This is a genomic window from Microbacterium marinum (assembly GCF_014204835.1).
Lineage (GTDB): Bacteria > Actinomycetota > Actinomycetes > Actinomycetales > Microbacteriaceae > Microbacterium > Microbacterium marinum.
This window is the reverse complement of sequence record NZ_JACHMD010000001.1, coordinates 1,575,226-1,602,225: the sequence shown is the minus strand read 5'-3', so window position 1 is coordinate 1,602,225 and position 27,000 is coordinate 1,575,226. Positions and strand designations below refer to the sequence as shown.

The 27,000-nt window shown below is 69.6% G+C and carries 31 protein-coding genes; 18 read left to right on the top strand and 13 right to left on the bottom strand.

Going from position 1 to position 27,000, the window contains the following annotated elements; translation table 11 throughout:
* The first annotated feature begins 4 nt into the window (after positions 1 to 4).
* Entirely contained in the window at positions 5 to 634 is a 630-nt protein-coding gene (locus BKA24_RS07695; protein ID WP_184216721.1) for a hypothetical protein, read from the top strand.
* A 7-nt stretch (positions 635 to 641) separates the two neighbouring features.
* On the opposite strand, the gene BKA24_RS07690 is transcribed toward BKA24_RS07695, so the two are convergent.
* Together BKA24_RS07690 and BKA24_RS07685 are read right to left on the bottom strand one after the other, a co-directional pair.
* Positions 642 to 950: a hypothetical protein gene (locus tag BKA24_RS07690; RefSeq protein ID WP_184216719.1), complete on the bottom strand. Its 309-nt coding sequence runs from the start codon at positions 948 to 950 to the stop codon at positions 642 to 644.
* Positions 950 to 2,464 carry a PspC domain-containing protein gene (locus BKA24_RS07685; RefSeq protein ID WP_184216717.1) on the bottom strand — a complete coding sequence of 505 codons (1,515 nt, stop codon included), beginning with the start codon at positions 2,462 to 2,464 and terminating at the stop codon, positions 950 to 952. Before BKA24_RS07685 ends, BKA24_RS07690 begins: the two co-directional genes overlap by 1 nt.
* A 114-nt stretch (positions 2,465 to 2,578) precedes the next feature.
* Between BKA24_RS07685 and BKA24_RS07680 the strand changes: the two genes are divergently transcribed.
* Both BKA24_RS07680 and BKA24_RS07675 read left to right on the top strand, forming a co-directional pair.
* Entirely contained in the window at positions 2,579 to 3,832 is a 1,254-nt protein-coding gene (locus BKA24_RS07680; RefSeq protein ID WP_184216715.1) for an ATP-binding protein, read from the top strand.
* Positions 3,825 to 4,484 (top strand): LuxR C-terminal-related transcriptional regulator, encoded by a 660-nt coding sequence (locus BKA24_RS07675; RefSeq protein WP_184216713.1) that lies wholly within the window; start codon positions 3,825 to 3,827, stop codon positions 4,482 to 4,484. Before BKA24_RS07680 ends, BKA24_RS07675 begins: the two co-directional genes overlap by 8 nt.
* Before the next feature lie 38 nt (positions 4,485 to 4,522).
* On the opposite strand, the gene BKA24_RS07670 is transcribed toward BKA24_RS07675, so the two are convergent.
* A complete protein-coding gene (locus BKA24_RS07670) occupies positions 4,523 to 5,209 on the bottom strand; it encodes a peptidase M56 family protein (RefSeq protein WP_184216711.1) in 687 nt (228 codons plus the stop codon).
* Positions 5,210 to 5,280: 71 nt separating this feature from the next.
* Entirely contained in the window at positions 5,281 to 5,829 is a 549-nt protein-coding gene (locus BKA24_RS07665; RefSeq protein WP_184216709.1) for an RNA polymerase sigma factor, read from the bottom strand.
* A 102-nt stretch (positions 5,830 to 5,931) separates the two neighbouring features.
* On the opposite strand from BKA24_RS07665, the gene BKA24_RS07660 reads away from it, so the two are divergent.
* Together BKA24_RS07660 and BKA24_RS07655 are read left to right on the top strand one after the other, a co-directional pair.
* Positions 5,932 to 6,333 carry a hypothetical protein gene (locus BKA24_RS07660; RefSeq protein WP_184216707.1) on the top strand — a complete coding sequence of 134 codons (402 nt, stop codon included), beginning with the start codon at positions 5,932 to 5,934 and terminating at the stop codon, positions 6,331 to 6,333.
* Positions 6,334 to 6,338: 5 nt separating this feature from the next.
* A complete protein-coding gene (locus tag BKA24_RS07655; protein WP_184216705.1) occupies positions 6,339 to 6,695 on the top strand; it encodes a hypothetical protein in 357 nt (118 codons plus the stop codon).
* 29 nt (positions 6,696 to 6,724) lie between these two features.
* Here BKA24_RS07655 and ychF read toward each other — a convergent pair whose 3' ends face one another.
* Positions 6,725 to 7,798 carry a redox-regulated ATPase YchF gene (ychF, locus tag BKA24_RS07650; RefSeq protein WP_184216702.1) on the bottom strand — a complete coding sequence of 358 codons (1,074 nt, stop codon included), beginning with the start codon at positions 7,796 to 7,798 and terminating at the stop codon, positions 6,725 to 6,727.
* Between the two features lie 62 nt (positions 7,799 to 7,860).
* On the opposite strand from ychF, the gene BKA24_RS07645 reads away from it, so the two are divergent.
* Positions 7,861 to 8,478, top strand: a complete 618-nt coding sequence (locus tag BKA24_RS07645; protein ID WP_184216700.1) for a 3'-5' exonuclease — start codon at positions 7,861 to 7,863, stop codon at positions 8,476 to 8,478.
* Positions 8,479 to 8,527: 49 nt separating this feature from the next.
* Positions 8,528 to 9,844, top strand: a complete 1,317-nt coding sequence (locus tag BKA24_RS07640; RefSeq protein WP_184216698.1) for a DNA recombination protein RmuC — start codon at positions 8,528 to 8,530, stop codon at positions 9,842 to 9,844.
* On the opposite strand, the gene BKA24_RS07635 is transcribed toward BKA24_RS07640, so the two are convergent.
* The gene (locus tag BKA24_RS07635; protein WP_184216696.1) at positions 9,822 to 10,112 is read right to left on the bottom strand and encodes a hypothetical protein; all 291 of its coding nucleotides are present in this window, start codon (positions 10,110 to 10,112) and stop codon (positions 9,822 to 9,824) included. The genes BKA24_RS07640 and BKA24_RS07635 overlap by 23 nt on opposite strands.
* Before the next feature lie 137 nt (positions 10,113 to 10,249).
* On the bottom strand, positions 10,250 to 11,239 hold the full coding sequence (glpX, locus tag BKA24_RS07630) for a class II fructose-bisphosphatase (RefSeq protein WP_184216694.1): 990 nt from the start codon (positions 11,237 to 11,239) through the stop codon (positions 10,250 to 10,252).
* Between the two features lie 188 nt (positions 11,240 to 11,427).
* Between glpX and fbaA the strand changes: the two genes are divergently transcribed.
* Positions 11,428 to 12,459, top strand: a complete 1,032-nt coding sequence (gene fbaA / locus BKA24_RS07625) for a class II fructose-bisphosphate aldolase (protein WP_184216692.1) — start codon at positions 11,428 to 11,430, stop codon at positions 12,457 to 12,459.
* A 51-nt stretch (positions 12,460 to 12,510) separates the two neighbouring features.
* On the opposite strand, the gene BKA24_RS15925 is transcribed toward fbaA, so the two are convergent.
* From BKA24_RS15925 to BKA24_RS07610, 3 genes are all read right to left on the bottom strand, one after another.
* Positions 12,511 to 14,883 (bottom strand): peptidoglycan DD-metalloendopeptidase family protein, encoded by a 2,373-nt coding sequence (locus BKA24_RS15925; protein WP_184216689.1) that lies wholly within the window; start codon positions 14,881 to 14,883, stop codon positions 12,511 to 12,513.
* 112 nt (positions 14,884 to 14,995) lie between these two features.
* A complete protein-coding gene (locus BKA24_RS07615; RefSeq protein ID WP_184216687.1) occupies positions 14,996 to 15,520 on the bottom strand; it encodes a DUF6264 family protein in 525 nt (174 codons plus the stop codon).
* On the bottom strand, positions 15,517 to 16,551 hold the full coding sequence (locus BKA24_RS07610; RefSeq protein WP_184220594.1) for a 4-hydroxy-3-methylbut-2-enyl diphosphate reductase: 1,035 nt from the start codon (positions 16,549 to 16,551) through the stop codon (positions 15,517 to 15,519). Before BKA24_RS07610 ends, BKA24_RS07615 begins: the two co-directional genes overlap by 4 nt.
* Positions 16,552 to 16,636: 85 nt before the next feature.
* Here BKA24_RS07610 and xseA point away from each other — a divergent pair, with 85 nt between their 5' ends.
* Genes xseA through BKA24_RS07575 form a run of 7 tightly spaced genes read left to right on the top strand, consistent with a single transcriptional unit; the run spans position 16,637 to position 22,500 of the window.
* A complete protein-coding gene (xseA, locus tag BKA24_RS07605; RefSeq protein WP_184216685.1) occupies positions 16,637 to 17,935 on the top strand; it encodes an exodeoxyribonuclease VII large subunit in 1,299 nt (432 codons plus the stop codon).
* 10 nt (positions 17,936 to 17,945) lie between these two features.
* Positions 17,946 to 18,167, top strand: coding sequence for an exodeoxyribonuclease VII small subunit (locus tag BKA24_RS07600; protein ID WP_246367055.1), 222 nt, complete (start codon positions 17,946 to 17,948; stop codon positions 18,165 to 18,167).
* Positions 18,167 to 18,784 (top strand): DUF4245 family protein, encoded by a 618-nt coding sequence (locus BKA24_RS07595; protein WP_184216681.1) that lies wholly within the window; start codon positions 18,167 to 18,169, stop codon positions 18,782 to 18,784. Before BKA24_RS07600 ends, BKA24_RS07595 begins: the two co-directional genes overlap by 1 nt.
* Positions 18,781 to 19,428, top strand: a complete 648-nt coding sequence (locus tag BKA24_RS07590; RefSeq protein ID WP_184216679.1) for a carbonic anhydrase — start codon at positions 18,781 to 18,783, stop codon at positions 19,426 to 19,428. Before BKA24_RS07595 ends, BKA24_RS07590 begins: the two co-directional genes overlap by 4 nt.
* A gap of 30 nt (positions 19,429 to 19,458) precedes the next feature.
* Entirely contained in the window at positions 19,459 to 20,856 is a 1,398-nt protein-coding gene (locus tag BKA24_RS07585; protein WP_184216677.1) for a class II fumarate hydratase, read from the top strand.
* Positions 20,857 to 20,866: 10 nt separating this feature from the next.
* Positions 20,867 to 21,847, top strand: coding sequence for an ATP-binding protein (locus BKA24_RS07580; RefSeq protein WP_184216675.1), 981 nt, complete (start codon positions 20,867 to 20,869; stop codon positions 21,845 to 21,847).
* Positions 21,844 to 22,500, top strand: a complete 657-nt coding sequence (locus tag BKA24_RS07575; RefSeq protein WP_184216673.1) for a response regulator transcription factor — start codon at positions 21,844 to 21,846, stop codon at positions 22,498 to 22,500. The genes BKA24_RS07580 and BKA24_RS07575 overlap by 4 nt, the downstream gene beginning before the upstream one ends.
* 62 nt (positions 22,501 to 22,562) lie before the next feature.
* On the opposite strand, the gene phoH2 is transcribed toward BKA24_RS07575, so the two are convergent.
* On the bottom strand, positions 22,563 to 23,918 hold the full coding sequence (gene phoH2 / locus BKA24_RS07570) for an RNA 5'-3' helicase PhoH2 (RefSeq protein WP_184216671.1): 1,356 nt from the start codon (positions 23,916 to 23,918) through the stop codon (positions 22,563 to 22,565).
* Positions 23,919 to 24,105: 187 nt separating this feature from the next.
* The gene (locus BKA24_RS07565) at positions 24,106 to 24,891 is read right to left on the bottom strand and encodes an isoprenyl transferase (RefSeq protein WP_184216668.1); all 786 of its coding nucleotides are present in this window, start codon (positions 24,889 to 24,891) and stop codon (positions 24,106 to 24,108) included.
* A 120-nt stretch (positions 24,892 to 25,011) separates the two neighbouring features.
* Between BKA24_RS07565 and trhA the strand changes: the two genes are divergently transcribed.
* Positions 25,012 to 25,716, top strand: a complete 705-nt coding sequence (gene trhA, locus BKA24_RS07560) for a PAQR family membrane homeostasis protein TrhA (RefSeq protein ID WP_184220591.1) — start codon at positions 25,012 to 25,014, stop codon at positions 25,714 to 25,716.
* Here trhA and BKA24_RS07555 read toward each other — a convergent pair.
* On the bottom strand, positions 25,688 to 25,975 hold the full coding sequence (locus BKA24_RS07555) for a hypothetical protein (protein WP_184216666.1): 288 nt from the start codon (positions 25,973 to 25,975) through the stop codon (positions 25,688 to 25,690). The genes trhA and BKA24_RS07555 overlap by 29 nt on opposite strands.
* Positions 25,976 to 26,034: 59 nt before the next feature.
* Here BKA24_RS07555 and BKA24_RS07550 point away from each other — a divergent pair, with 59 nt between their 5' ends.
* Together BKA24_RS07550 and greA are read left to right on the top strand one after the other, a co-directional pair.
* On the top strand, positions 26,035 to 26,439 hold the full coding sequence (locus BKA24_RS07550; RefSeq protein ID WP_184216664.1) for a DUF4307 domain-containing protein: 405 nt from the start codon (positions 26,035 to 26,037) through the stop codon (positions 26,437 to 26,439).
* A gap of 70 nt (positions 26,440 to 26,509) precedes the next feature.
* Positions 26,510 to 26,992 (top strand): transcription elongation factor GreA, encoded by a 483-nt coding sequence (greA, locus tag BKA24_RS07545; RefSeq protein WP_184216662.1) that lies wholly within the window; start codon positions 26,510 to 26,512, stop codon positions 26,990 to 26,992.
* The last annotated feature ends 8 nt before the right edge of the window (positions 26,993 to 27,000 follow it).

Genomic DNA, 27,000 nt, shown 5'->3' with positions numbered 1-27,000 from the left:
GGCGATGGCTGCGCGTCCAAGATCGTTCCTCCCCGACTTCATGCCGGACGAGTCGGCGGAAGAGATGTCGCCCGCGGAGCGCGGGCGTATCTGGACCCGGTGGATGTGCGTCGGCGCAATCATCCTCAGCATCGGGCTCATCGCCACAGTCGCGGCCTTCGCGGCGGGGCGTCGCAGCCTCGACGTCCTGGGCATCGAAGGGACGTATGCCGCCGTCGTCGCAGCCCTTGTGGTGATGATCGCGGTGACGGTGTTGGCGTTGACCCTGCGCGGAGCGCTGGCGTTACTGGCGCTCGTTCCGGCCGCCGCGTGCGTGGTCGTCGGGTTCATCACGATGCTCGTCGCGCCGAACCCGCTCGTCGAGGTGAAGATTGCGAACTGCCGGTCGCCGTACGTGGTCGGCGAGGGCGGTGGATTCGGCACGATCTACCGCCGCGAGGGACTCGTGCTCGAAGAGCTCGAACGCTTTCACACGGACGACTGGTACGCACCGTTCACGACCGGCGAGTACGCGGCATCCGCTGACGAACACCACGTCGAACTCCGATTCTTCCTCCGAAGCCCGCTGGAACCGCTCAGCCTCAGCGAAGGCCCGGTGACGCTCCTCCCGCTGGACGGCGTTGTCTGCGAGTAGGTGCGCCTCAGCCCCGCTCGCGGGTTCGCTGAGCGCGGCGGAGGAGGCCGATGAGGCCGCAGACGAGGACAAACGCGCCGATCACGAGCAGCACGTAGGCGATCGCGGCGCTCGGCTGGAGCTCGAACAGCCAGTCCTGCACCGCCTCGATGGCGTCCGCACCGGAGACGAGCCAGAGTCCGCCGGCCGCGCACGTGAGGAGCACCAGCCCCCACACAATGCCCGCCCAGCGCACCCTCGCACGCGCCAGCGGTTCGGCCAGCGACGCCGCATCCACTTCGGTGATGTCGAGGAGCTCGGTCGTTTCGTCGGTCATCAGTTGCCCGCCCTGTCTGCTGCGTCGCCCCTCGGCGGCGTGATCCGAATGATGATCGACCCTGCGTCCTGGCTGAGGTCGATGGTCTGCACCGCGGTCGTCCGGTCCCCCGAGACCAGCGTCGCGGAGACGCGCTGGCGGCCGTCCTCAGCGGAGATCGTCGTGGCGCGCGGGTCATCGCCGAGGAAGTACTCGGACGTATCGTCCTCGTTGAGCCAGATCCCGACCGTATCGGCGATGTCTGCCGTGAGCCGGAGTTCGACCCCGGGCTCGACCCAGATCCACGTCGTCCCCACACGCTTCTCGATCTCGAGCGATCCGCTCTCGCCCTCGGGATCGAGGTACACGGACAGGTCACCGACGAGCTGCCGAACAGGACCGTCTGACGAGCCCACGAGGTTCGAGACCCCGTACGAGCCGATGCGCAGACTGTCGCGCACCGGCACCGCAGTCGCGGCCACCCCGACGGTCAGGGTCACAACGGCGACGAACGCGAGGAACCCACTCCGCCAGCGCAGCGCGCCGGCGACCACCAGGGCCGCGGCGATGACGGCGAGCGCAGCGAAAGCACCCCGCGCCAGGGCAACGTCGAACCGCTCCCCCAGACCGACGACGGCACCGACGATGACGGCGATGCCGACCGTCGTGACGACGTAGGCCGCGGGTGTCCGCGGCTTCGTGAGGCGCCGCACCCGACGGCGCTCAGCAGCCTCGGCGGCGAACTGCTCGGCGTGCACCTGGCGCTCCGCGCGCGCTTCATCGCGCGCGACGCGGGCGATGTCCTGCTGCTCTCGCCGCCACGCGTCTTCCTGCACCCGCCAGGCGGCGTGCTGCGCCTTCCACTCTTCAAGCTCGTCCGCTCGATCCGGCGTTGGCGGTGGTGTGAGGGGGACGGATGCCGCGAAGCTGGCGACATCCGTCCCGGTGGCGTCCGCGCGCTGGGTCGTGCCCGTGTCGACCAGCGTTGCGGGCGCGTCCGAGACCGCGGCGGAAGCCGTTCGCGGTGCAGTCTCGGAGGGTGTGAGTCCGGCGCGGGTGGCGGCGCGGACGATGATCGCGATGAAGGCGATGGTGAGGATGATCAGGAACAGTGTCCAGAGGGCAGCGACGACACCCCAACCGTCTCCGCCGCTCAGGCGCCCTGTCGTTCCCAAGATCACGGCGACCGGAGCGGGCAGGAGTCCGAGCAGCAGCGCCGCCACGATCCCGGCGTGCGCGGATGCGAGGCGCCCCTCGAGCGCGTCGCGCAATGGCACACGGTCCTTCGCGTCGGGGAGCACCGCCCACGCGACGCCGTAGAGGAAGAGCGCCGGGAAGCCGAAGAGGCCGACGACGATGAGCACGCCGCGGACAACGAGCACGTCGATGCCGATGCGCGCGGCGATGCCGACGGCGACGCCCCCGACCCAGCCGTATCCACGCACGAGATCGAGGCGAGCGACCCACGCGAAGAATCGCTCGGTGGCGCGGTGCGGCCTCGGCGGTGCCGGCGGCGCGGCGGTGGTGTTCGTCATGCATTCATCGTCCGCCGACCGACGCATCGGCCGCGATGGGGTGATCCCCTGACTCGACCCTGATTCGGTCCGCTGGCAGCTCGCGGGCCGTCGAAGCGGTGGTTTGATTGCGGCATGTCGACCTCTGCTGGTGTGCTCGCCGCTGTTCCGCCACGCCCGGTGCGCCCGAAGCGGCCGGCATCGCTCCGCGTCCCTCTGGCACTCCCCCGTGCGTGTGCGGTGTCGGGCGTGAGCGCCGGTCTCGCCCGACACCTCGGCGCACCCGTCGACGTCGTCCGCGCGCTCTTCGTCGTGCTGGGTCTTCTCGGCGGCGCGGGCGTGCTCCTCTATGCATGGTTGTGGGCGGTGACGCCGCGGGAATCCGGATCCGACACGATCACCCGCTCGGTGCCCGTCGCGTGGTTGCTGCTCGCCGCGACAGGAGCAGGCCTCATCGCGCTCATCCCGGCGACGCGGGACCCGTACGCGCTGTCGTGGTCGCTCGCGGTTCCCCCGATCGTCCGCGACTTACCGATCTTCCTCGTGGTCGTCGTCGTCTCGACGGTGACACTCGCGGTCGCGGCCGGAACCTGGGCCGCGCTGGTCGATCGTGTAGACAGGGCGCGCGGCGCTCGGCACGCGCTCACCGTCCGCGGGACCGCGGCGGGGGCGCTCGTCGTCACGTTCATCGGCCTCCTCGACGGGTACCCGATGACCCGACTCGAGCTCCTCATTGCGCTGCTGCCGGTCGCGGGCGTGGTCGCGCTCGCATCGACGAACGTCATCGTGAAGCTTCGGGAGCTCTCGCACGAGCGCATCACCCGCATCCGCGAAGAGCATCGGGCCGAGATGGCGGCTCATCTGCACGACTCAGTGCTGCAGACGCTCGCCCTCATCCAGAACCGCAGCGGGGCATCGAGCGAAGTCGCGCGACTCGCGCGGGCGCAGGAGCGCGAGCTGCGAGCGTGGTTGTACGACGGCGATCAGCCGGCCGACAGTGATCTGCCGACGGACCTCCGCGACTTCGGCGGCGCGCTCGAACTCGACTATCCGGTGCGCGTCGAGGTGGTCTCGGCGGGCATGTCATCGGAGCGCGCGAGCGGCGAGATCGCCGCGGCCGCGCGCGAGGCGATGCTGAACGCTGCGCGTCACGCCGGAGGTGATGTGTCAGTGTTCATCGAGGGACGCCCGTCCGGAGTCGACGTGTTCATCCGCGACCGTGGTGAAGGGTTCGACGTCGATGCCGTCCGCGGCGACCGGCTGGGCGTGCGGGAGTCGATCATCGGACGGATGAGGCGTGCGGGTGGCTCCGCCACGGTGACCTCGTCCGAGGCCGGCACTGAGGTTCATCTCCAGTTCGGGTCGACGGTCGGAGGCGCAGGTGAGTGACAGCATCCGCGTCGTGATCGTCGACGACCATTCGATCTTCCGCTCCGGACTCCGGGCGGACCTCGCCGAGTCGGTGGAGATCGTCGGCGAGGCATCCGACGTCCCCACGGCCATCGAGACGATCGCGTCGACTCACCCCGACGTGGTGCTGCTCGACGTGCACCTGCCGGGAGGGAGTGGTGCCGATGCGACCGGTGGCGAGGATGTCATCCGTGCCGCGCCGTCGCCGGGCGCACGCTTTCTCGCGTTGAGTGTGTCGGATGCCGCCGAGGACGTCGTCCGCGTGATCCGCGCCGGCGCTCGCGGCTACATCACGAAAGGATCGTCGGGCGCGGAGGTGAGTCGGGCCGCGCACGCCGTCGCCGGCGGCGATGCGGTGTTCTCACCACGCCTGGCCGGGTTCGTGCTCGACGCGTTCGGCGCAGCGGCCGGCGAGACCGCGGCGGTCGACGACGAGCTCGACCGTCTGTCGGCGCGTGAGCAGGAGGTGATGCGTCTCATTGCCCGCGGCTACGCCTACAAGGAGGTGGCGTCGTCGCTGTTCATCTCGATCAAGACGGTCGAGACGCACGTGTCGGCGGTGCTGCGGAAGCTGCAGCTCTCGTCGCGCCACGAACTGACCGCCTGGGCGTCGGAGCGCCGGCTGCTCTGAGCTGAACTGAGTTCCCGCCGCGGGATCCGCCCTGCGTCTCATCCGATGGTGTACTCGCCGATCTTCGTCTCACCGTCTTCGAGGTAGACCGGCACCACGTGCCGAACACCTCTCTGACGCTCCTGCCACTCGAGCGCATCCGCCGGCGTGCGAAAGGACTGTCCCGCCGTCGTGCCATCCGCGTCGGCGAGCTCAGCGGCGTAGACGTACCCCTCATGTCCGTTGTCAGCGACGACGGCGACGAGGTCAGGCTCCCCCTCGGGACCACCGCCAACGCCGTACGAGTCGCCGTTGGCGTTCACACCGAGCGGCATCCGTACGGCGTTGAGGAAGGTGATGGTCACACGCCACCGTTCCCCCGAACTCGCGGTGACAGTCACCTCGCCGTCAACGTCCGCGAGCGGGATCTCGACGGAAGCCCAGTCACCCGCTTGGCCGACGTCGTCCGTGTCGCACCCCATCGACCCCGCATTCGCCGGGAATTCGAAGGTGCCGGCGCTGAGACAGGTCAACTCGACGCGGATCTTGTTCGCGGCGCGAGGGACGGGGTCGAGCACCACCGTCTGGGTGCCAATGCCGTCATGGGAGCGGGATTCTCCGATGACCGTCTTGTCCTCGCCTCCGGGGAGCGCCCCGATGACGCCCGCCACGGCGAGGCCCCCGCCCGCTACCAGGGCGAGAGTGAGACCGCCCACGAGTGCCAACCGAGTCGTGATCCGTGTCACGGGCTTCCGCGCGTGAGCAATCAGTTGCTCTCGGAGTGCGGATCGGAAGGATGAGTCGATGTCCTGAGCGTTCATGCGGTTCCCTCCTGCGCAGCATCCGGAGTGCCCAGGTGCGCACGAATGCGCGCGCGAGCTCGCGTGAGTCGTGTGCGGGCGGCACCTGCGCTGATGCCGAGTGCTTCGCCTGCCTCGCTGGACGAGAATCCCTCCAGGACGGAGAGGACGACGAGCTGCCGATCGATTCGGTCGAGGGGTGCGAGCATCGTTTTGACGGAGTCACGCTCGGAGATCTCCTCGGCAACCGACCTGACCGGCTCGCTGCGCGGAAGTGTGTCGAGGAGCTTCCGGTATCTCGCTGATGCACGGCTGAGGTTCCGAAGCGCGTTGGCCGTCGTGACGAGCAGCCACGGGAGCGGCGACCCTTCGACGGTTCTGACGCGCTCGCGCTCGCGCCACAGTTCGAAGAAGGCGACCGCCGTGGCATCCTCTGCATCGCGTCGGTCTCCGGCGAGCCGTACCGCGTGCCGGAAGACCCGATCGACGTGGAGCTCGTAGAGCTCGGCGAGCGCGCGCTCATCGTCGTCGCCCACGACCCGTCGCCACAGCTCGGTGTCCCCCATACCTCGTATTGTCCGGCAGGGGCCGGATCGTTACATGCGCACTACGGTCTCGGAGCAATCTCCGGGATGACGAGTCCCTCGCCTTGCCCATACATTGGCGTCATGACGCACGCTCGGCGACCAGCCCTGTTCCTGCTCGCTGTCATCGCGCTCACAGCGACCGGATGCTCGTCGACCGCAATGCCGGAGTTCGATCGGGTTCAGGTGCCCGCAGATCGACCAGAGGTCGTGGTGGAGTCATCGGAGGACGCGCTCGACGCGGCATCCCTTCGGTACATCGGAGGCGCGGAAGGGTACGACGTCTACCTCGCGCGTGGCGCCGAAGACGACGAAGTGCTCTGTCTTTCCCTCGTCCGCGACGGCGGCTGGGACAGCACGTCCTGCGGATTGCACGGCGTGTCCGTCGGCATCCGCCCCGGCGTTGCCGTCACCACCAGCAGCGACCGGCTGGGTGGCGAGATGCGGGAGATGATCACCGAGAGCGTCTGGATCTCTCGGAAGTAGATCGCATGGCACTCAGATGGCGTCGGAGATCAGAGGGAATCGCCCTGGTGGGCGTCGTTCTCGTCGCGCTCGCCACCGGCTGCGGATCGTCGACGCCGGTCGATGAACGCGGGCCGCAGCCCATCGTCGGGTGGGCCAACGGCGGCGAGCTCCAGATCGTCTACGTCGACACGTGCAATGGTGATCCCGAGGCCACGGTCGTCGAGGACGCCGACACGGTCACCATCTCCGTGACGTCCACGGCGCGCGCCTCGGGTGAGGAATGCCAGGACAGCCTTCGCATCCCCCTCGACGCGCCTCTCGGCGACCGCACGGTGATCGACGGAGTGACCGGCGATCCCGCGCCCGGCATCGAGGGGTGACGTCCGGGCGAGCTCGCGGGCACGCGACCTCAGTTGTTGAAGCGGAACTCCACGACGTCGCCGTCCTGCATGACGTAGTCCTTGCCCTCGAGGCGGGCCTTGCCCTTGGCTCGGGCCTCGATGACCGAACCCGTCTCGACGAGGTCGTCGAACGAGATCACCTCGGCCTTGATGAAGCCCTTCTCGAAGTCGGTGTGGATGACGCCCGCGGCCTGCGGCGCCTTCCAGCCCTTCTCGATCGTCCAGGCGCGCGACTCCTTCGGACCCGCGGTGAGGTAGGTCTGCAGGCCGAGCGTGTCGAAGCCCACGCGGGCGAGCTGGTCCAGCCCCGACTCGTCCTGCCCGGTGGATGCCAGCAGTTCAGCGGCATCCTCCGGGTCGAGATCGGTGAGCTCAGACTCGATCTTCGCGTCGAGGAACACCGCCTGCGCGGGCGCGACGAGGGCGGCGAGCTCGGCCTTGCGTGCGGCATCCGTCAGCACCGCCTCATCGACGTTGAAGACGAAGATGAACGGTTTGGCGCTCAGCAGCCCCAGCTCTCGGATCGGGCTCAGGTCGATCCCCGACGCCGACAGCAGCTCGCCGCGCTGCAGCGCCTCCTGGGCAGCCTTCGCCGCCTCGAGCACCGAGGGGTCGAGCTTCTTGCCGCGGACTTCCTTCTCGTACCGGGTGATCGCCTTCTCGAGCGTCTCGAGGTCGGCGAGCTGCAGCTCGGCGTTGATGGTCTCCATATCGTTCTTCGGGTTGACCGCGCCGTCGACGTGCACGACGTCGTCATCGGCGAACCCGCGCACGACCTGCGCGATGGCGTCCGCCTCGCGGATGTTCGCGAGGAACTTGTTGCCGAGCCCCTCCCCCTCGCTCGCGCCGCGCACGATGCCGGCGATGTCGACGAACGACACCGTTGCGGGCAGGATGCGCTCGCTGGAGAAGATCTCGGCGAGCTTCTCGAGCCGCGGGTCGGGCAGGTTCACGACGCCGACGTTCGGCTCGATCGTCGCGAACGGGTAGTTCGCCGCGAGCACGTCGTTCTTGGTCAGCGCGTTGAAGAGGGTGGACTTGCCGACATTGGGCAGTCCGACGATTCCGATGGTGAGAGCCACGGGACTCGAGTCTACGCGGCGCGCCTGCTCCTGCCGTGCGCGGATGCCGCGAGGGTGGAGGCATGCCCCTGGACTTCACCGCGATCGACTTCGAGACGGCGAACTCCTCCAACGCGTCGGCGTGCGCCGTGGGACTGGCCCGCGTGCGGGACGGTCGCGTCGTGGCATCCGAGGGCTGGCTCATCCGCCCGCCGGCCGGGCACGACCGCTTCTTCGAGATCAACACCGGCATCCACGGAATCACCGAAGCCGACGTCGCAGACGCCCCGACCTGGGCGGAGCAGTACCCGCGACTGCTCGCGTTCCTCGGCGACGACGTGCTGGTCGCCCACAACGCCGGCTTCGACATGCGCGTGCTCCGCACGGCCTGCGAGGTCACCGACCTGACGCCGCCCGCGGCGCGTTCGCTGTGCAGCGTGCAGGTCTCGCGCAAGACGTACGAGCTGCCGTCGTACCGCCTGCCCGCCGTCGCCGCCGCGGTCGGGCACCTCGACTTCGCGCACCACGACGCGACGGCCGACGCACTCGCGTGTGCACTCATCGTCATCGATGCAGCCGCCCGCGCCGGCGCGACCGACGTCGTCGAGCTCGCGATGCTCCTCGGTCTGCGGATCCCGCAGATGGTCGTGTCCGCGCCCGCCGAGCCGTCCGCACCCGCAGGGGCCGACGTCGCCGCCTGACCGCGCGCCGCGCCGGCCGATGTCGGCGGCTCCCGTCACCATGGTGCACATGGATGCCGCACTCGTGATCGCCCTCGCCGCACTCTGCGTCGCCGCCGGGTTCCTGGCCGGCTGGGCGGCGTCATGGGCTCGCGCCGCTGCGCGCCGTGAACAGCTGACTGCACGCCTCGCCGCCGCCGACTCGAGCCGCACCGCACTCGAGACGCAGCTCGAGCAGCAGCGCACACTGCAACGCGACTTCGCCGCACAGGCCCGCACCGAGCAGGCCGCGCGCGACGAGCGCGACCGACGCGAGCAGCTGCTGCTGCGCGCCCTCGCGCCCGTGCAGGAGTCGCTCACCTCGATGCAGCAGAAGGTCGAGCACCTCGAGCGCGACCGGCAGGAGCAGTACGGTTCACTCGCCGAACAGCTCCGCCGCTCCCACGAGTCCGATGAGGCACTGCGCGCGACGACCGAGTCGCTCGCCGGCGCACTGCGCTCGGGTAGCGCCCGGGGCGTGTGGGGCGAGACACAACTGCGACGCATCGTCGAGTCGGCCGGCCTCACGCGGTACGTCGACTTCGAGACGCAGACCTCGATCACCTCGGATGCCGGTGCCGGTCGGCCCGACCTGGTGGTGCGCCTCCCCGGCGACAAGGCGCTCGCGGTCGACGCGAAGGTGCCGCTCGACGCGTACCTCGAGGCCGCCGAGATTCCGGTCACCGCGACCGGCGACGCGGGTGCACGCCGCAAGCAGTTGCTCGCGCAGCACGTCCGCGCCGTGCGTGCGCATGTCGACGCCCTCGCGAAGAAGCAGTACTGGTCAGGCCTCGACACGAGCCCCGAGTTCGTCGTCTGCTTCATCCCCAGCGAATCGCTGCTCGCAGCCGCGCTCGAAGAAGACCCCGCGCTGCTCGAGTACGCCTTCGGCCGTCGCGTCGCACTCGCGTCGCCGGTGAACCTCTGGGCGGTGCTCAAGACCGTCGCCTTCACGTGGACGCAGCAAGACGTCTCCGATGAGGCGAAGCGGCTCTTCCAGCTCGGCAACGAGCTGTACCAGCGGCTCGGGTCGCTCGCCGGGCACGCCGACGACCTGCGCCGCGCCATCGAACGCACCGTCGACAGCTACAACAAGTTCGCCGGCTCGCTGGAGAGCCGCGTGCTCGTCAGCGCCCGACGCTTCCCGGGGATCGACGACACCAAACTCGAGTCCGTCGCCGCGCCGCGCACCGTCACGAATGCGCCGCGCCGCCTCACGGCACCGGAACTGCTGGGGTCAGAGTCGCTGACTGAGGACATCAGCGACGCGACCACCGTGACCGCAGACCTCGGGAGCCTCCGGGATCGAATCGGCGACCCGGACGTCAGAACGGGAAGAAGTTCATGAGGGCGATGGTGGCCACGGACACACCGAGGAACGCGCCGATCATCCACCACGCGCTGATCTGGTGCCCGGGGGGCATGCGGCGACGCAGCAGCACATCTGGCCGACGCGCCGGATCATTCGCAAGCGAGATCTGCCCCGTGGTCGCCGGACGGTCCACCGCGATCGGGATCTGGCCCGTCACCACGGGGATCTGTCCGGTCGGAGTCGCGGGCAGCTGGCCGGTGAGCGAGAGCTGACCCGTGCGGGGATCGCTGGATGCTGCGGGCATTACCACTCCTGACGCGAATCGATCAGTGCCGGGACGCTGACACCACAGCCCATTGTGCCAGAGCGCGCGCGCCTGGCCTCGGACACCCGATTTCAGCGCGTGTCCGCGCGCTCCGCGGCGTCACCGAGTGCGGCCGGTCACAGCCACTTCGAGGTGAGGTGCTCGGAGGAGATCCGCCGAAGGGTTCCAGAAGCGCCGCGCAGGACGACGCTCTCGGTGTACACGAAATCACCTTCGCGGCGCACACCGGCGACGAGTTCACCGTTGGTCACACCCGTCGCCACGAAGATCGTGTTGTTCCCGCGGACCATGTCGTCCGCCTCGTAGACGTGATCATCCAGGCGGAGACCGGCATCGATCCCCCGCTGCTTCTCGTCGTCGTCGCGCGGCCACAGACGGCCCTGGATGTGGCCGCCGAGAGCCTTGATCGCGCACGCCGTCACGATGCCCTCCGGGCTGCCTCCCACACCCACGCACATGTCGGTGCGGGCGTTGTGTCGGGCGGCATTGATGCCGCCGGCGACGTCGCCGTCACTCATCAGACGCGTGCCCGCGCCGGCCTCGCGGATCTCCTCGATGAGACGTGCGTGGCGCGGTCGGTTCAGCACCGAGACCACCAGCTCATCGACGGGCTTGCCGAGCGCCCGAGCCAGTCGGTTGATGTTCTCCGCGATCGGGAGTCGGATGTCGACCACACCGACGCCCGCCGGGCCGGTGACGATCTTGTCCATGTAGAACACGGTCGACGCGTCGAGCATGGCACCGCGGTCTGCGACAGCGATCACCGAGAGGGCGTTGTTGCGTCCCTCCGCGGTCAGTGTGGTCCCGTCGATCGGGTCCACGGCGATGTCGGCCTGGGGTCCCCTGCCCGTACCGACCCGCTCGCCGTTGAAGAGCATCGGCGCGTTGTCCTTCTCGCCTTCACCGATCACGATGACGCCGTCGAAGTTGACGGTGGTCAAGAACGCGCGCATCGCGTCAACGGCGGCCCCGTCGGCGAGCTCCTTCTTGCCACGGCCGATGAACGGCACGGAGCGGATCGCCGCGGCCTCGGTCGCCCGCACCAGCTCGAGAGCGAGGTTGCGGTCGGGGTGCAGAGGACTCATGTCGGCAGTCAGGCTCACCATGCTGCTCAGCCTAGGGGCGCGCGTCCTCACGTCCCTTGCTGTTCCGGTCACGCGAACCAGAAAGAATCGCCGTTCTTGACACCCGCGAAGGCCGGCTGACCCACGCGGCATCCGTCGACCACCGCGGACACCGGCACGGCTTCGATAGAGTGGCGATGAATCACCGGACACTCCCGAGGAGCACACTCATGCCCGTCGCCACCCCCGACCAGTACGCCGACATGCTGGACCGCGCGAAGGCGGGCGGCTTCGCCTACCCCGCGATCAACGTCTCGAGCTCGCAGACGATCAACTCCGTCCTCCAGGGCCTGACCGAGGCAGGATCCGACGGCATCCTTCAGGTCACCACCGGAGGCGCTGACTACTTCGCCGGCCACACCGTCAAGGGCCGCGCCACCGGCGCCCTCGCCTTCGCGAAGTACGTCACCGAGGTCGCCAAGAACTACCCGATCACGGTCGCCCTCCACACCGACCACTGCCCGAAGGACGCGCTCCCCGGGTTCGTTCTGCCCCTCATCGAGGCCTCCGAAGAAGAGGTCCGCGCCGGGCGCAACCCGATCTTCCAGTCCCACATGTGGGACGGTTCCGCGGTGCCGCTCGATGAGAACATCGAGATCGCGAAGGACCTGCTCCCCCGCCTCAAGAACATCAACGCGATCCTCGAGATCGAGGTCGGCGTCGTCGGCGGCGAAGAGGACGGTGTCCAGCACGAAGGATCGAACGACGCGCTGTACACGACCGTCGCCGATGTGACCAAGGCCGTGGAGGCCCTCGGACTGGGTGAGAACGGCCGCTACATCTCCGCGCTGACCTTCGGCAACGTTCACGGCGTCTACAAGCCCGGCGGCGTGAAGCTCCGCCCCGAGCTGCTCGGCGAGATCCAGGAGGGCATCGCCGCACACTTCGGCACCGGCCCCAAGCCCCTCGACCTCGTCTTCCACGGCGGCAGCGGATCGAGCGACGACGAGATCGCCCTGGCCGTCAGCAACGGCGTCGTGAAGATGAACATCGACACCGACACGCAGTACGCCTTCACCCGCTCGGTCGCGGGCTTCATGTTCGCCAACTACGAGGGCGTGCTGAAGATCGACGGCGAGGTCGGCAACAAGAAGCAGTACGACCCCCGCGCCTGGGGCAAAGTCGCCGAGTCGGCCATGGCCGAGCGCGTCGTCGCCGCCACCCAGCAGCTGGGCTCGGCGGGCAAGTCGCTCGCAGCCTGACCTCACGAGAAGGGGCCCCGGTGGATCACCGGGGCCCCTTCTCGTGTCTGCTCAGTAGGACGAGACGCCGAGCACGTCGCGGGGGTAGAGGGCGTACCGCACGCCGTCGACGGTGAACGCCGTGTGGAGGTGCGGCCCGGTCGAGCAGCCCGTCGACCCGACCTCCCCGATCTTCTGCCCCGCCTTCACGGTGGCACCGTTGGACACCGAGAACTTGCTCAGGTGTGCGTACACCTGGACGAACTTCGTGCCGTCGATGGTCGAGGTGATCTCGACTTCCCACTGAAGGGTGTCGTTCGGCGCCCAGGACGGACATCCCGACTTGATCCAGATCTTGCGGGTCACGACTTTCCCACCGCGCATCGCGTAGATGGGCGTCCCCTTCGCGGCGGCGATGTCGTCGCCGCTGTGCCCGGAGTACGTGGTGAAGGTGCCGTTCGGCCGGATCGGATACGCCCAGCCGTATCGTCCCGCAGTCGAGGCGGTGGCCGCCGTCGAGTCGGAGAACGCGGCCATCTTGGCGCTGGTCCAGACGACCGTGCCATCCGGCGTCCGGAGGGAAAGGATGCCGTCTTTGGCGAGCGACAGGGTGTCGGCGCCGGAGCCCGCCGTACCGCTCGTCCAGACGATGGTTCCGTCTCCGTCGAACAGCACCAGGTCGCCGTCAGCGGTGAACTGGAGAAGCGGTTCGATCGTGCCCGTGGTGCGCGAGGTGCGAAGCGGCACCGCATTCTTCGTCAGAGCCACGTTCCCGTCGCCGAGCGGCCCGAATCGGTAGACGCCGTCGGATGACGCGAGGTACGTGCCGACGCGGAGGGACGTTCCGGGCCGGATCGTCGAGCCGAGGGATTTCGACACGGTACGTGTGGACGACGTCTTCGTGACGGTGACGTAGTCGGCCTTCGAGGCCGTGACCGAGACGCTGATGGTCCGTCCTGCAGCCCACGTCGGGACGGACCAGGTTGCCTGGGTCGCGCCGGCGATCGCCTTGCCGTCGACGCGCCACTGGTAGCGCAGCGTCGGGGCGGGCTTCCAGGAACCGGTCGTCGCGGTGAGGGTGCGACCGGATGATGCGGTTCCGGTGACACTCGGGGTGGGCGTGGCGGAGAAGGTCCACTTCACCGCCACCGAGCGGGACGTCCGGGATGCCGACGTGTAATCGCTCTTCGACCCGGCGATGCGCACCGAGACGGCCGTCCCGCCGTCCGCGTCGGTGAGCGTGTACGTCTTCGCGGTCGCTCCCGCGATGGGCTCGCCGTCGCGGAGCCACCGGTAGCGCAGGGTGACGGGCGAGGGACCCCAGGACCCGGCGACGGCGGTCAACGTGGAACCGACCGTCGGCGTACCGGTCTGAGAGATCGAGGAGGGCACCGTGAGGATCTTGCGCACGGTGACGACCGAGCTGATCACGGTGGTCTTCGTGTAGCCCTTCTTCGTCCCCGTGGTCCGCACGGTGAGCCGCTGGCCCGCGTCTGCGCGGACGAGTGTGTAGGTCAGTGCCGTCGCGCCGGTGATCGGGGTCGACCCGCGGTACCACTGGTGCGTGAGGGTCGCGTCACGCGGATCCCACGCCCCGACTTTCGCGGTCAGCTTCTTCCCGACGTCCGGCGTACCGGAGATCGTCGCCGGCGACGCCGTGACGAACGGCAGACCGATCGTGACGGCGGCGGAGGTGCGGCTGGCGCTCGCGTAACCGCTCTTCATCGCCGTGACGCGCACGCTGATCGGTTTGTCCCGATCGGCCGTCGTCGGGGTGTACGTCCGCGCCGTGGCGCCCGAGATGGCAACGCCGGAGCGGAGCCACTGGTAGCTGAGCACGACGGGTGTCGGACCCCATGCCCCCGGCGTCGCCGTGAGGACGCGACCGACGGAGGGCTGGCCGCTGATCTTCGGTGTCGCGGGCGTCAGCGTGGCGGCTGCGACCTTGGCTGTCGCGGACGACGTCATCGTCTTGGTCGTGTAGCCGGTGCGCTTGCCCGTCACCGAGACCGTCACGGTCTTCCCGACCGCCGACGCAGGAAGGGTCCAGGTGCTCTTCGTCGCACCCTTCACGGCGGTGCCCGAGAGCCGCCACTGGTACGTCAGTGTCGCCGTCGGCTTCCAGGTGCCGGGCTTGGCCGTCAGGGTGCTTCCGAAGCGAACGGTCCCCGAGATCGTCGGCCTCGGCGCCGTGGTGAACGTCTTCGAGGTCGGCGTGGGGGTCGGCGTCGGCGTCGCGGTCGGCTTCGGTGTCGGTGTCGGCGTCGCGGTACGTGTGGGCGTCGGTGTCGGTGTCGGCTTCGGGCTGGCCGTGGCCTTCGGAGTCGCGGTGGGCGTGGCCTGCGGCGATGCGGCGACGGCCGACGTTCCGACGGACATCGAGATGACCAGCGACAGCACGGCGATGCCCGCGGACCAGCCGAGCCGGGTGGTGGAGCGCGCCACGGCGATTCCTCCTCGATCAGCGCGCGAGGGGATCACCGCGCATCGCACAGGGTATCAGCGCGAAATGGAACGCTCCAACCGCGCACGCGGCGGTGCGCGAAAGGTCAGGCGCTCATCCGCCCGACTGGAAGTACGCCCCCACGGCCGGGTCTCCGAGGAGCGGGACCACGAGGCAGACGCTCACGATCAGGAAGGTGACGATGGCGCCCACGAGCGGGATCCACCAGCTGATCCGTCGTCGCGAGAGCGACAGCCACGACAGCAGCGCGGTGACGATCCAGCCGCCGGCGTACACGCACGCGCCGACCGTGCCCCACACCCTGCCCTGCGCGGAGTTCGTGAACTCGCCGTCCACTCCGGCAACCTGCATCCAGGTCTCCGCGAAGGCGGTGAAGTCGACGAGCTGCGGCACGGCGCTGATCACGGTGATCAGGCCGTAGACCAGGAGCAGGACGGTGATGACCCGGTCGGCCGTGCGGGTGGGCTGGGCGGCGACGGTCGTGGCGGGAGCGGTGGGCGGGTGCGGGTGGTCGGATGCCGCCGGCGCGGCATCCGGTGCGGGATGACGGATCGCCGCGCGCTGCTCTTCCGGGGTGGCGTACTCCCCGTACTGCGGACGGGGCCGGGGGTCGCTCACGAGCGGTTCCGGCCTCCGAGCGCGCGGTCGTCACGACGACCGGCGATGTCCTGGCGCAGCTCCTTGGGGAGGGAGAACATCAGATCCTCCTCCGCCGTCTTGACCTCCGCCACGTCGGCGTAGCCGGCGCCGGCGAGGTCGGCGAGCACCTCCTGGACGAGGACCTCGGGCACCGAGGCTCCCGACGTCACTCCCACGGTCTCGACACCCTCGAGCCACTCCTGCTGGATCTCGCTCGAGTAGTCGACCCGGTAGGCGGCCTTCGCTCCGTATTCGAGGGCGACCTCGACGAGACGGACGCTGTTCGACGAGTTCGCCGACCCGACGACGATGACGAGATCGGCATCCTGAGCGACCTTCTTGATGGCCACCTGACGGTTCTGGGTGGCGTAGCAGATATCGTCGCTGGGCGGGTCCTGCAGGTTCGGGAAGCGCTCGCGAAGACGGCGCACGGTGTCCATGGTCTCGTCGACGGAGAGCGTGGTCTGCGAGAGCCAGACGACCTTGTTCGGGTCCTTCACCACGACGGTGTCGGCCTCGTCGGGCGAGTTCACGACGGTGACGTGGTCGGGCGCCTCGCCCGCCGTGCCTTCGACCTCTTCGTGTCCGTCGTGGCCGATGAGGAGGATCTCGAAGTCGTCGCGCGCGAATCGGACCGCCTCGCGGTGCACCTTGGTCACGAGCGGGCAGGTGGCGTCGATCGCTTGAAGTCCCCGATCGGATGCCGCGTTGACGACGGCCGGTGAGACGCCGTGCGCGCTGAAGACGATGTGCGCACCCTCGGGCACTTCGTCGACCTCGTCGACGAAGATCGCGCCCTGCGACTCGAGTTCGGTGACGACGTGAATGTTGTGCACGATCTGCTTGCGGACGTACACGGGAGCGCCGTAGCGCTGCAGGGCCTTCTCCACGGCGATGACGGCGCGGTCCACGCCTGCGCAGTATCCGCGGGGCGCGGCGAGGAGAACGCGCTTGCGGCCGGCGACGGGGAGGTCGACGAGCCGTCCGCGGGCTCCGGGGATCCGGGGCATCGGCAGCGAGACGGCAGTATTGGTCACCCCTCGATTCTACGAACACGCGCCTGGGTGTGGGACGTGTGCGCCAAGATGGGTGTCCGTGACGAGCTTCCAGACCGCTCCCGGCCAACCCGGGCAACCCGCGCCTCCCGACGCCGTCCACCCTCGCGACTCGTCGCCCGAGTCCCCGACCTCCGTCTCCCGCCTGAACGAGACGATCCGCGACTTCGTGCAGAAGTGGGGCGCGGTGTGGGTGGAAGCCGAGATCACGGCGTGGAATCTGCGCGGCGGCCACGTGTTCGGTCGACTGAAAGACGCCGGGGGCGAAGGGATGCTGTCGTTCCGGATGTGGTCGTCGACCCTGCAGCGCACGCCCGATGACCTCGCCGTCGGCGACCGTGTCGTCGCGTGCGTGAAGCCCGACTACTTCGTGAAGACCGGCGATTTCAGCTTCACCGTGTCGGCGATGCGGCACACCGGACTCGGCGATCAGCTGGCTCGACTCGAGAAGCTGCGCGCCACCCTCCGCGCCGAGGGCCTGTTCGACCCGGCACGCAAGAAGCCCCTCCCCTTCCTCCCGCACGTGATCGGCCTCATCACCGGAGAGCGCAGCGACGCCGAGAAGGACGTGCACCGCAACGCCGAGCTGCGGTGGCCGCACGTGCGGTTCCGCACCGTCCACGCCGCGGTGCAGGGCGACCGCTGCGTGCCCGAGACCATCGCCGCCCTCGCCACGCTCGACGCCGACCCCGAGGTCGACGTCATCGTCATCGCCCGCGGCGGCGGTGACCCGCAGACCCTGCTCGGCTTCAGCGACGAGCGCCTGCTGCGGGCGGTGGCCGCGGCATCCACCCCCATCGTCTCGGCCATCGGTCACGAGAACGACCACCCGCTGCTCGATGACGTCGCCGATTTGCGCGCCTCGACCCCGACGGATGCCGCAAAGCGCGTCGTCCCGGATGTGTCGGAGCAGCGCGCGCTCGTCCAGCAGCTCCGGTCCCGGGCGCGGACGCGTCTCACGCAGCGCGTCGCGCACGACATCCACGCCCTCGAGCAGCTCCGCTCCCGTCCGGTGCTGCGCGACCCGGCATCCCTCCTCACGAACCGCTCGCAGGAGCTGTTCTCGCTCACCTCGCGCGGCCGCGAGGTCGTCCGCCGGAGCTGGGATGCCGCGGCGCGCACGACCGCCGAGCTGCGCGCGTCGCTGCGGGCGCTGTCCCCCGGGGCGACCCTGGACCGCGGTTACGCCATCGCCCACCTCGCCGACGGCGTCATCGTGCGCGATGCCGCTCAAGCGCCTGCGGGCTCGCAGGTCGCGGTGACGGTCGCGCGCGGTTCGTTCGCCGCGCGCTCCGAGGGCGAGATCCCGGAGTCGGGACAGCCGGGGACGCCGACTTAGGATGGACACCATGACCAGCGACGCCGCCGACGTGTCGAGCCTCACCTTCGAACAGGCCCGCGACGAGCTCGTACAGGTGGTCGCGCAGCTCGAGCAGGGTGCGCCGACGCTCGAGCAGTCCCTCTCGCTGTGGACGCGCGGTGAGGCCCTCGCCGCGCGGTGCGAGGAGTGGCTGCTGGGCGCGAAGCGCCGTCTCGATGAGGCCCGCCCGTCCGACGGGGCGTCGTCCTGATGGCACGCCAGCGTATCGTCGCCGAACTCGGCCGACCCGAGACCGCCGACGAGACGGCGGCGCGCAAGGCGGCCGCCTCGCAGCGGTATCGGTCGAGCAAGACGTTCCGCAACCTCATCGCGGCCCTCATCGTGTGCGTCGCGATCGTCGCCGTGGTGTACTTCGGCGTCCCCCGCGGCACGCCCGAGCCGCCCGAACCCGTCGACGTCGACGTCGCCGCAGCGGCGGCGGTCGAGACGGTCGGGCACGCGGTGATCATCCCCGACGCGCCCGAACAGTGGCGGACGAACTCGGCCCGCATCGAGGGCGGGGTCTGGCGCGTCGTCTATGCGCCGGCGACCGGGTTTGTGCGTGTCTCGCAGGCGTTCGACGCCGCCGAGGACTGGGTGGCACGCGAGCTGGGTGGCTTCGCGCCGACGGGCACCGTCACGATCGACGGCATCGAGTGGGACGAATACGACCTCGCCTCCCCCGTCGACAACATCTCCTACGGGCTGGCGACGAGCGCCGGCACCGACACGATCCTGATCTACGGCGCCACTGATGCGGATGCCGCGGCCGAGGCCGCCTCCGGCCTCGGCGAGCAGATCCGCGACCTTCGAGAGGAGCTCCGATGAGCACGACCACCACCCCCACCGGCGTCTGGAACGCGATGCTCGAGGGCAATCGCCGCTTCGTCGCGGGCGAGCCGCGACACCCTCGCCAGGACGCCGAGCGCCGCCACGAGCTCGCCCACGTGCAGCGTCCGACAGCCGCGCTGTTCGGGTGCTCCGACTCGCGCCTGGCCGCCGAGATCATCTTCGACGAGGGCCTCGGTGATCTGTTCGTGGTCCGAAATGCCGGCCAGGTCGTCTCGGACTCGGTCATCGGCAGCCTCGAGTACGCGGTCGCCGTGCTCCAGGTGCCGCTCATCGTCGTGCTCGGCCACGACGAGTGCGGTGCGGTGCGTGCCGCGATCGATTCGACCGGCGCCGACGCCCCCGCACTGCCGGCGAACATCTGGCGGCAGGTCGCACCGATCGTGCCCGCGGTCCGCCGCGTGCTGAAGGCGACCGACGGCACCACGGCCGAGTCGGTCGACGCGGAGGCGGTCGGACGCGAGCACCTCCGCGACACCGTCGCGGGCATCCTCCGCGCATCCGAACTCATCACCGAAGCGGTCGCCGAGAACCGCCTCGCGATCGTGGGTGCGAACTATCGCCTCGCGGACGGCACCGCGATCCCCGATGTCGTCGTCGGCCTGACCGACGCCCAGAACTGACCAGTCACCAGAAACGAGGACGTGCACGACATGGCTGAACCGACCGAGTACCGGATCGAACACGACACGATGGGTGAGGTGCGGGTCCCCAAGGACGCGCTGTACGCCGCGCAGACCCAGCGCGCCGTCGAGAACTTCCCCATCTCGGGGAGCGGGCTCGAATCGACGCAGATCGCCGCGCTCGCCCGGATCAAGAAGGCCGCGGCGCTGGCGAACAAGGACCTCGGCACCCTCGACGGCGCGATCGCCGACGCGATCGCGTGGGCGGCCGACGAGGTCGTGACGGGCCGTTACGACGAGCACTTCCCGGTCGACACGTACCAGACCGGCTCGGGCACATCCTCGAACATGAACATGAACGAGGTCCTCGCGACGCTCGCGACGCAGAAGCTCGGTGCGACGGTGCACCCGAACGACCACGTCAACGCGTCGCAGTCCTCGAACGACGTCTTCCCCACCTCGGTGCACATCGCCGTCACCCAGGCGCTGATCGACGACCTGATCCCGGCGCTCGACCACCTCGCTGTCGCCCTCGAGGCGAAGGCCGAGGAGTGGAAGAGCGTCGTCAAGAGCGGGCGTACCCATCTGATGGATGCCACGCCGGTCACCCTCGGCCAGGAGTTCGGCGGCTACGCCCGTCAGATGCGCCTCGGCATCGAGCGTGTGCAGGCGGTCCTCCCCCGCGTGGGCGAGGTCCCCCTCGGCGGCACGGCCGTCGGCACGGGCATCAACACGCCGCTCGGATTCCCGCAGAAGGTGATCGAGCTGCTCGCGTCGGACACCGAACTGCCGATCACCGAGGCGAAAGACCACTTCGAGGCGCAGGCGAACCGCGACGGGCTCGTCGAGGCGTCGGGCGCGCTCCGGACGATCGCCGTCTCGCTGACGAAGATCAACAACGACATCCGCTGGATGGGATCGGGACCCAACACGGGTCTCGGCGAGCTGCACATCCCCGACCTGCAGCCGGGTTCGTCGATCATGCCCGGCAAGGTCAACCCGGTCGTCCCCGAGGCGACCCTCATGGTCGCCGCCCGGGTCATCGGCAACGACGCGACCGTCGCGTGGGCCGGCGCGTCGGGGTCGTTCGAGCTGAACGTGGCGATCCCGGTCATGGGCACCGCCCTGCTGGAGTCGATCCGGCTGCTCTCCAACGCCATGCGGGTGCTCGCGGACAAGACGGTCGACGGCCTGCAGGCGAACGTCGAGCGGGCCGCCGCCTACGCCGGCATGTCGCCGTCGATCGTGACCCCGCTCAACAAGCTCATCGGCTACGAGGCAGCCGCGAAGATCGCGAAGTACTCGGTCGCGGAGGGCATCACCGTCCGCGACGCCGTGATCGCACTGGGCTACGTCGAGCGCGGCGAGCTCACGGAGCAGCAGCTCGACGAGAAGCTCGACCTGCTCTCCATGACGCACCCCGGGTGATGATCAGCCGGTGAACAGCGCCGCCGACGCTCCGCGCCGGGCCGCACCGGGACTGGGGGTCCTCCTCGCCGTTTCCGGTGCCGGCCTGATCGCTGTGGGTGCGGCGGCGCTCGTCGTGGTGCTGCTCATCGCCCCCGAAGCGGCGGGCTGGGTCGCGCTCGCGTGGGTGCTGGCCTCGGCGGTCGCTCTGGTGAGCATCGGCGTCGTCGCGTGGGCGGTGCTCGAACGGCGTCCCGAGGACGATGCCGACGCGCGCGATGCCGCGGAGAGCGCGTTCGAGGCGCAGCGGCGGCTGCTCGACGACGTACGCCACGAGCTGAAGACGCCGATCACGATCGTGCGCGGTCACCTCGAGGTGATGGATGCCGACGATCCCGAGGACGTCGCGGGTATCCGCGACCTCGGGATCGCGGAGCTCGACCGGATGACCCGGCTCATCGGGGACATCGACGTCCTGGCCGCGGTGGAGGGCGGGCAGCTGTCGTACGGCGACGTCGACGTGGCGGTGCTCACACAGCGCGTCGCGGAGATGGTGGCCGTCATCGGCGACCACGGCTGGGCGATCGAGCAGACCGCCCACGCGGTGATCCGCGCCGACGGCGACCGGCTGCTGCAGGCGTGGCTGCAGCTGGCGGACAACGCGGCGAAGTACTCGCCCACCGACTCGTCCATCGAGATCGGCAGCGCGGTCCACGCCGCCGGCGCCCAGCTCTGGGTGCGCGATCACGGCCCCGGCATCCCGCCGTCACTGCGCCATCGGATCTTCCGCAGGTTCGACCGCGGACAGGGGAAGCGTCACGTCGGCGGGTCGGGGCTGGGCCTTGCCATCGTGGATGCCATCGCGAAAGCGCACGGCGGTCATTGCACGGTCGCGGACACCCCCGGCGGCGGTGCTACGTTCACCCTTGAGATCCCGATCGGCACGCGGGGGGCGCTCCCGTCCCCCATCCGCGCCGGCGATGTCCTCCTTCAGCGAGAGGCCACCGAATGACCCGCATCCTCATCGTCGACGACGAGCCCCACATCGTCTCGCTCGTCACCCGCGCCGTCCGGGCGGAGGGGTTCGACGCCGTCGGCGCCGAAGACGGGCCCGAGGCCCTCGATCTCGCCCTCGCCGGCGACGTCGACCTGATGGTGCTCGACGTAGGCCTGCCGAGCATGAACGGCTTCGAGGTGCTCCGGAACCTGCGGGCGGCGGGGGTCGGCATCCCGGTGATCATGCTCACGGCCAGGAGCGGCACGAGCGACACGATCGAGGGCCTGGATGCCGGGGCGAGCGACTACGTTCCGAAGCCGTTCGCGGTCGCCGAGCTGATGGCGCGCGTGCGGTCGCGGCTCCGCGAGACCGTCGCCAGTGCACCGGTGATGCTCTCCCGGGGGTCGGTGGTGCTCGACATCCTCGCGCGCCGCGCGACGGTGGGTGGGCGCGACGTGGACCTCTCGGCGCGGGAGTTCGCGTTGGCGGAGCAGTTCCTGCGGCATCCGGGCGAAGTCCTCACCCGCGAGGTGCTCCTCAGCCGCGTCTGGGGCCTCGAGTTCGACCCCGGGTCGAACGTCGTCGACGTGTACGTCCGGTACCTGCGCGCGAAGCTCGGCCCCGACCACATCGCGACCGTCCGCGGCGAGGGCTACCGCTGGGACTGAGCACGACGGCACACGCGAACGGCCCCCGACACGCCAGTCGGGGGCCGTTCGCGTTTCGGGTGTCAGCTGAGCTCGCCGGCCTCGAGCAGGTCGGTGACGAGCGCCGCGATGGCGGAGCGCTCGGAGCGCGTCAGCGTGACGTGGCCGAAGAGGCCGTGGCCCTTGAGCGTCTCGATCACCGAGGCGATGCCGTCGTGGCGGCCGACCCGCAGGTTGTCGCGCTGGCCCACGTCGTGAGTGAGCACGACGCGCGAGTTCTGGCCGATGCGGCTGAGCACCGTCAGCAGGACGTTCCGCTCGAGGGACTGGGCTTCGTCGACGATCACGAACGCGTCGTGGAGTGAGCGGCCGCGGATGTGGGTCAGCGGCATCACCTCGAGCATCCCGCGGGCGACGACCTCTTCGAGGACGTTGCCCGAGACGACGGACCCGAGGGTGTCGAACACCGCCTGACCCCACGGGTTCATCTTCTCGCCCTGATCGCCGGGGAGGAATCCGAGGTCCTGGCCGCCGACTGCGTACAGCGGACGGAAGACGATGATCTTCTTCTGCTGCTGCTGCTCGAGCACGGCCTGAAGGCCCGCGCAGAGGGCGAGGGCGGACTTGCCCGTGCCCGCCCGGCCCCCGAGCGACACGATCCCGACCTCGGGGTCGAGGAGCAGGTCGATCGCGATGCGCTGCTCTGCGGAGCGACCGTGCAGGCCGAACACGTCGCGGTCACCGCGGACGAGCTTGTAGCTCCCGTTGCCGGTGACGCGGCCGAGGGCCGAGCCCCGCTCGGAGTGGATGACGAGACCGGTGTTGACGGGCAGTCCGCGCACGTCCTCGCTGAGGCCGATCTCGCTGTCGTAGAGGTCGCTGACGTCGTCGCCCGAGACGTCGATCGACGCGATGCCGGTCCAGCCGGAGTCCACAGCCTGTTCGGCGAGGTACTCCTCGGCATTCAGGCCGAGGGATGCCGCCTTGACGCGCATCGGGAGGTCTTTCGAGACCACGGTGACCGACTGGCCGTTCTGGTTCAGGTGCATCGCCACGGACAGGATGCGGGTGTCGTTGTCACCCAGGCGCATGCCAGCAGGGAGCACGCTGGCGTCGGTGTTGGTGAGTTCGACGCGGAGCGTGCCGCCGTCGCCGACAGGGACGGGGAAGTCCAGCCGGCCGTGCTCGACGCGCAGTTCGTCGAGGTGACGCAGGGCCTGGCGGGCGAAGTAGCCGATCTCGGGATCGTGCCGCTTGCCCTCCAGTTCCGTCACGACGACGACCGGGAGCACGACCGAGTGCTCGGCGAACCGGAACAGTGCACGCGGATCGCTCAATAGCACCGACGTATCCAGCACATAGGTGCGCAGATCCTGGTCGGCGGCCGCCTCCGCGACCGAATCGATGTGACGCTGCTTCTCAGGTGCTCGTGTGGTCACGACCCACTCCCGCCCCGGGTGTTCCCCGGCAGTCACGAGTCGACCTGGGTCACGAGTCGTGTGAAGGCCGACTCGAACGGGCTCCGTGCCCGTTGGGATGAACGTACGACCGCGACGCGGCATCCGAGCAATCCGACACGCCGCCGATTGATGAGCGGCGTGTGAACGGTGTGTGACGCGAGCGGACTCAGCCGCCGAAGCGCCGATCGCGGTCGCCGAAGTCGCGGATCGCACGGAGGAAGTCGACCTCGCGGAGGTCGGGACCGAGCGCCTCGACGAAGTAGAACTCGCTGTGCGCAGACTGCCACAGCAGGAAGTCGCTGAGCCGCTGCTCGCCCGAGGTGCGGATGACCAGGTCGGGGTCGGCCTGCCCGCCGGTGTAGAGGTGCTCGCCGATCTGCTCCGGCGTCAGGCTCGCCGCGAGCTCCTCAAGCGACCCACCCTGCGCGTTGTGCGCGGCGATGATGCTGCGGACGGCATCCACGATCTCACTGCGGCCGCCGTAGCCGACGGCCAGGTTGACGTGGAGCCCGTCGTTCTCGCGGGTGCGCTCCTCGACGGTGCGGAGGCTGCGGGCGAGATCGGGCGGGAGGATGTCGGCGCGCCCGACGTGCTTGACCCGCCACCCGGGCTCCTGCGAGAGCGTCTCGGCGAGCTCGGCGATGATCTCGATGAGGTCGGTGAGCTCCTGCGAGTCGCGCTTGGTCAGGTTGTCGGTCGACAGCAGGTACAGCGAGACCACCTCGATGCCCAGCTCGTCACACCACCGCAGGAACTCGTGCATCTTGGCCGCCCCCGCGCGATGACCGTGCGACACGGTCGGGTAGCCGAGCTGGCGCGCCCACCGGCGATTGCCGTCGATCATCATCGCGACGTGGTGCGGCACGGAGCGGGCCTGGATCTCCCGGCGCAGGCGCGAGCTGTAGAGCCGGTAGAGCAGGCCCTGTCCCTGGGTCGAACCGGCGCGAGTCACGTGCCTACGCTACCCCTGCACGCCCGCGGGGGCGGGTGGCCCCACCGTATGTGTCGGGCGGCATGGCGCCGCGCGTAGGCTCGGGATGTGACCCGACCCACGCCGGCCGACGGCGCCGAGATGCCGCAGCTCCCCCTCATCGAGGCGGCCGCCGTCGGCGCTCACGCCGAACTGAAGCCCACCTGGCGCGGCTGGATCCATGCCGGGACGTTCCCGGTCGCGATCGCCGCCGGTGTCGTCCTCATCGTCCTGGCCGAGGGCACTCCCGGCAAGTGGGCTGCCGCGGTCTTCATGGCCACCTCGCTCCTGCTGTTCGGCAACTCCGCGCTCTACCACCGCTTCGATTGGGGTCCGCGGACGAAGATCGTGCTCAAGCGCATCGACCACGCGAACATCCTGTTGCTGATCGCGGGCACCTACACCCCGATCGCGACCCTCGCCCTCTCCCCCGGCAAGGGGACGCTGCTGCTGATCCTGGTGTGGTCGGGTGCCCTGCTCGGCATCCTGTTCCGGGTCTTCTGGATCCACGCGCCGCGGTGGCTGTACGTCGCGCTCTACCTGCTGCTGGGCTGGGCGGCGGTCATGTATCTCGTTGACCTGCTGAACGTGAACGTCGCGATGATGGTGCTCGTGATCGTCGGCGGGCTGCTGTACACGGGCGGGGCGATCGTCTACGCGCTCAAGCGACCGAACCCGTGGCCGGGCCACTTCGGCTTCCACGAGATCTTCCACGTGTGCACCGTGCTGGCGTTCCTGTGCCACTGGACCGCCTGCCTGCTCATCTCGCTCGAGCCGCTCAGTCCTTCGCTGGGGATCCCGGGCTGAGATCGCCGTCGTCGCGACGCTCCGGCGCGCCCTCGCCGCTCTCGCGCGCAGCTTCTTCGGCGTCGAGCTGCTCGCGCACGTCGACCCGGTACTGCGCCCGGCGAATGCGGCGCAGCATGTCGATGGCCAGCAGCACGATGACGACGGCGACCACGGCGATGGCGATGAAGCCCGCAACTCCGGGTGTCACGCTCTCGGCGCGGACGGTCGAGGTCGGCGTCGGTGTCGGCAGGGCGGCGAGCCAGCGAAGGTCGGGCATGGAACCTCATCTCTCAGCCAGAGCGATAGCCTGGAACTCCAGCCTAGATCGGATTCCGCATGACCCTGACCGACGTCGAACGGATGCTCGCCGACCGCTACGGCCGCGGCGTCTCGTCGTCGAGGCGGCGCCTGTGGTGGATCTCGGTCATCGTGGTCGCGGTGCTCGCGACGGCGGCGCTCGGCTGGTCGACCGTGAGCGGCGCGCTGCGCACCGTCGACGCGGAGACGACCGGCTACGAGGTCGTCGACGACCACACCGTCGACGTCCGCGCGAACATCTCGATCGCGCCGGGCACCGCGGTGGCCTGCGCGTTCGAGGCCCAGGACACCGAGCACGGCATCGTGGGGTGGCGGGTCGTCGAGTACGCGGCATCCGACAGTCATCTGCGCGCCGTCGTGGAGACCGTACCGACCGTCGCGGAGGCGACGACAGGTTTGGTCCGCTCCTGCTGGATCCCGTAGTCTGTGGGTTCACGCGCCCCGGCCCGATGCCGGGGCGTTTGGCTTACCCACGAAGACATCGGGAGATCACATGTCCACGGAGACCTTCCTCACCCAGGAGGCGTACGACCGCCTCGCCGCCGAGCTCGAAGAGCTGTCGACGACCGGTCGTGAGGAGATCGCCAAGCGCATCGAGGCCGCGCGCGAAGAGGGCGACCTGAAGGAGAACGGCGGGTACCACGCCGCGAAGGACGAGCAGGGCAAGCAGGAGGCGCGCATCCGCACGCTTCAGCAGCTGCTGAAGGACGCCAAGGTCGGCGTCGCCCCGGAGTCCGACGGCACGGTCCAGTCGGGCACCGTCGTCACGGCGATCGTCGCCGGCGGCGAAGAGGTCTTCCTGCTCGGCAACCGCGAGATCGCGGCGAACAGCGAGCTCGACGTCTACAGCGAGGCGTCGCCGCTCGGCGAAGCGATCCTGGGCCTCAAGGAAGGCGCGAAGACCTCGTACACCGCGCCGAACGGCCGCGAGATCTCCGTCGAGGTCGTGAAGGTCGAGACGTACTCGGGCCAGTGAGCCCGAAC

Bases quoted from the DNA above. Each gene is read 5' to 3' on its own strand.
- BKA24_RS07695 (WP_184216721.1), top strand. From the start codon at position 5: ATGGCTGCGCGTCCAAGATCGTTCCTCCCCGACTTCATGCCGGACGAG.
- BKA24_RS07690 (WP_184216719.1), bottom strand. From the start codon at position 950: ATGACCGACGAAACGACCGAGCTCCTCGACATCACCGAAGTGGATGCG.
- BKA24_RS07685 (WP_184216717.1), bottom strand. From the start codon at position 2,464: ATGACGAACACCACCGCCGCGCCGCCGGCACCGCCGAGGCCGCACCGC.
- BKA24_RS07680 (WP_184216715.1), top strand. From the start codon at position 2,579: ATGTCGACCTCTGCTGGTGTGCTCGCCGCTGTTCCGCCACGCCCGGTG.
- BKA24_RS07665 (WP_184216709.1), bottom strand. From the start codon at position 5,829: ATGGGGGACACCGAGCTGTGGCGACGGGTCGTGGGCGACGACGATGAG.
- BKA24_RS07660 (WP_184216707.1), top strand. From the start codon at position 5,932: ATGACGCACGCTCGGCGACCAGCCCTGTTCCTGCTCGCTGTCATCGCG.
- BKA24_RS07655 (WP_184216705.1), top strand. From the start codon at position 6,339: ATGGCACTCAGATGGCGTCGGAGATCAGAGGGAATCGCCCTGGTGGGC.
- BKA24_RS07645 (WP_184216700.1), top strand. From the start codon at position 7,861: ATGCCCCTGGACTTCACCGCGATCGACTTCGAGACGGCGAACTCCTCC.
- BKA24_RS07640 (WP_184216698.1), top strand. From the start codon at position 8,528: ATGGATGCCGCACTCGTGATCGCCCTCGCCGCACTCTGCGTCGCCGCC.
- BKA24_RS07635 (WP_184216696.1), bottom strand. From the start codon at position 10,112: ATGCCCGCAGCATCCAGCGATCCCCGCACGGGTCAGCTCTCGCTCACC.
- glpX (WP_184216694.1), bottom strand. From the start codon at position 11,239: ATGGTGAGCCTGACTGCCGACATGAGTCCTCTGCACCCCGACCGCAAC.
- fbaA (WP_184216692.1), top strand. From the start codon at position 11,428: ATGCCCGTCGCCACCCCCGACCAGTACGCCGACATGCTGGACCGCGCG.
- BKA24_RS07610 (WP_184220594.1), bottom strand. From the start codon at position 16,551: ATGCCCCGGATCCCCGGAGCCCGCGGACGGCTCGTCGACCTCCCCGTC.
- BKA24_RS07600 (WP_246367055.1), top strand. From the start codon at position 17,946: ATGACCAGCGACGCCGCCGACGTGTCGAGCCTCACCTTCGAACAGGCC.
- BKA24_RS07595 (WP_184216681.1), top strand. From the start codon at position 18,167: ATGGCACGCCAGCGTATCGTCGCCGAACTCGGCCGACCCGAGACCGCC.
- BKA24_RS07590 (WP_184216679.1), top strand. From the start codon at position 18,781: ATGAGCACGACCACCACCCCCACCGGCGTCTGGAACGCGATGCTCGAG.
- BKA24_RS07585 (WP_184216677.1), top strand. From the start codon at position 19,459: ATGGCTGAACCGACCGAGTACCGGATCGAACACGACACGATGGGTGAG.
- BKA24_RS07575 (WP_184216673.1), top strand. From the start codon at position 21,844: ATGACCCGCATCCTCATCGTCGACGACGAGCCCCACATCGTCTCGCTC.
- trhA (WP_184220591.1), top strand. From the start codon at position 25,012: ATGCCGCAGCTCCCCCTCATCGAGGCGGCCGCCGTCGGCGCTCACGCC.
- BKA24_RS07555 (WP_184216666.1), bottom strand. From the start codon at position 25,975: ATGCCCGACCTTCGCTGGCTCGCCGCCCTGCCGACACCGACGCCGACC.
- BKA24_RS07550 (WP_184216664.1), top strand. From the start codon at position 26,035: ATGACCCTGACCGACGTCGAACGGATGCTCGCCGACCGCTACGGCCGC.
- greA (WP_184216662.1), top strand. From the start codon at position 26,510: ATGTCCACGGAGACCTTCCTCACCCAGGAGGCGTACGACCGCCTCGCC.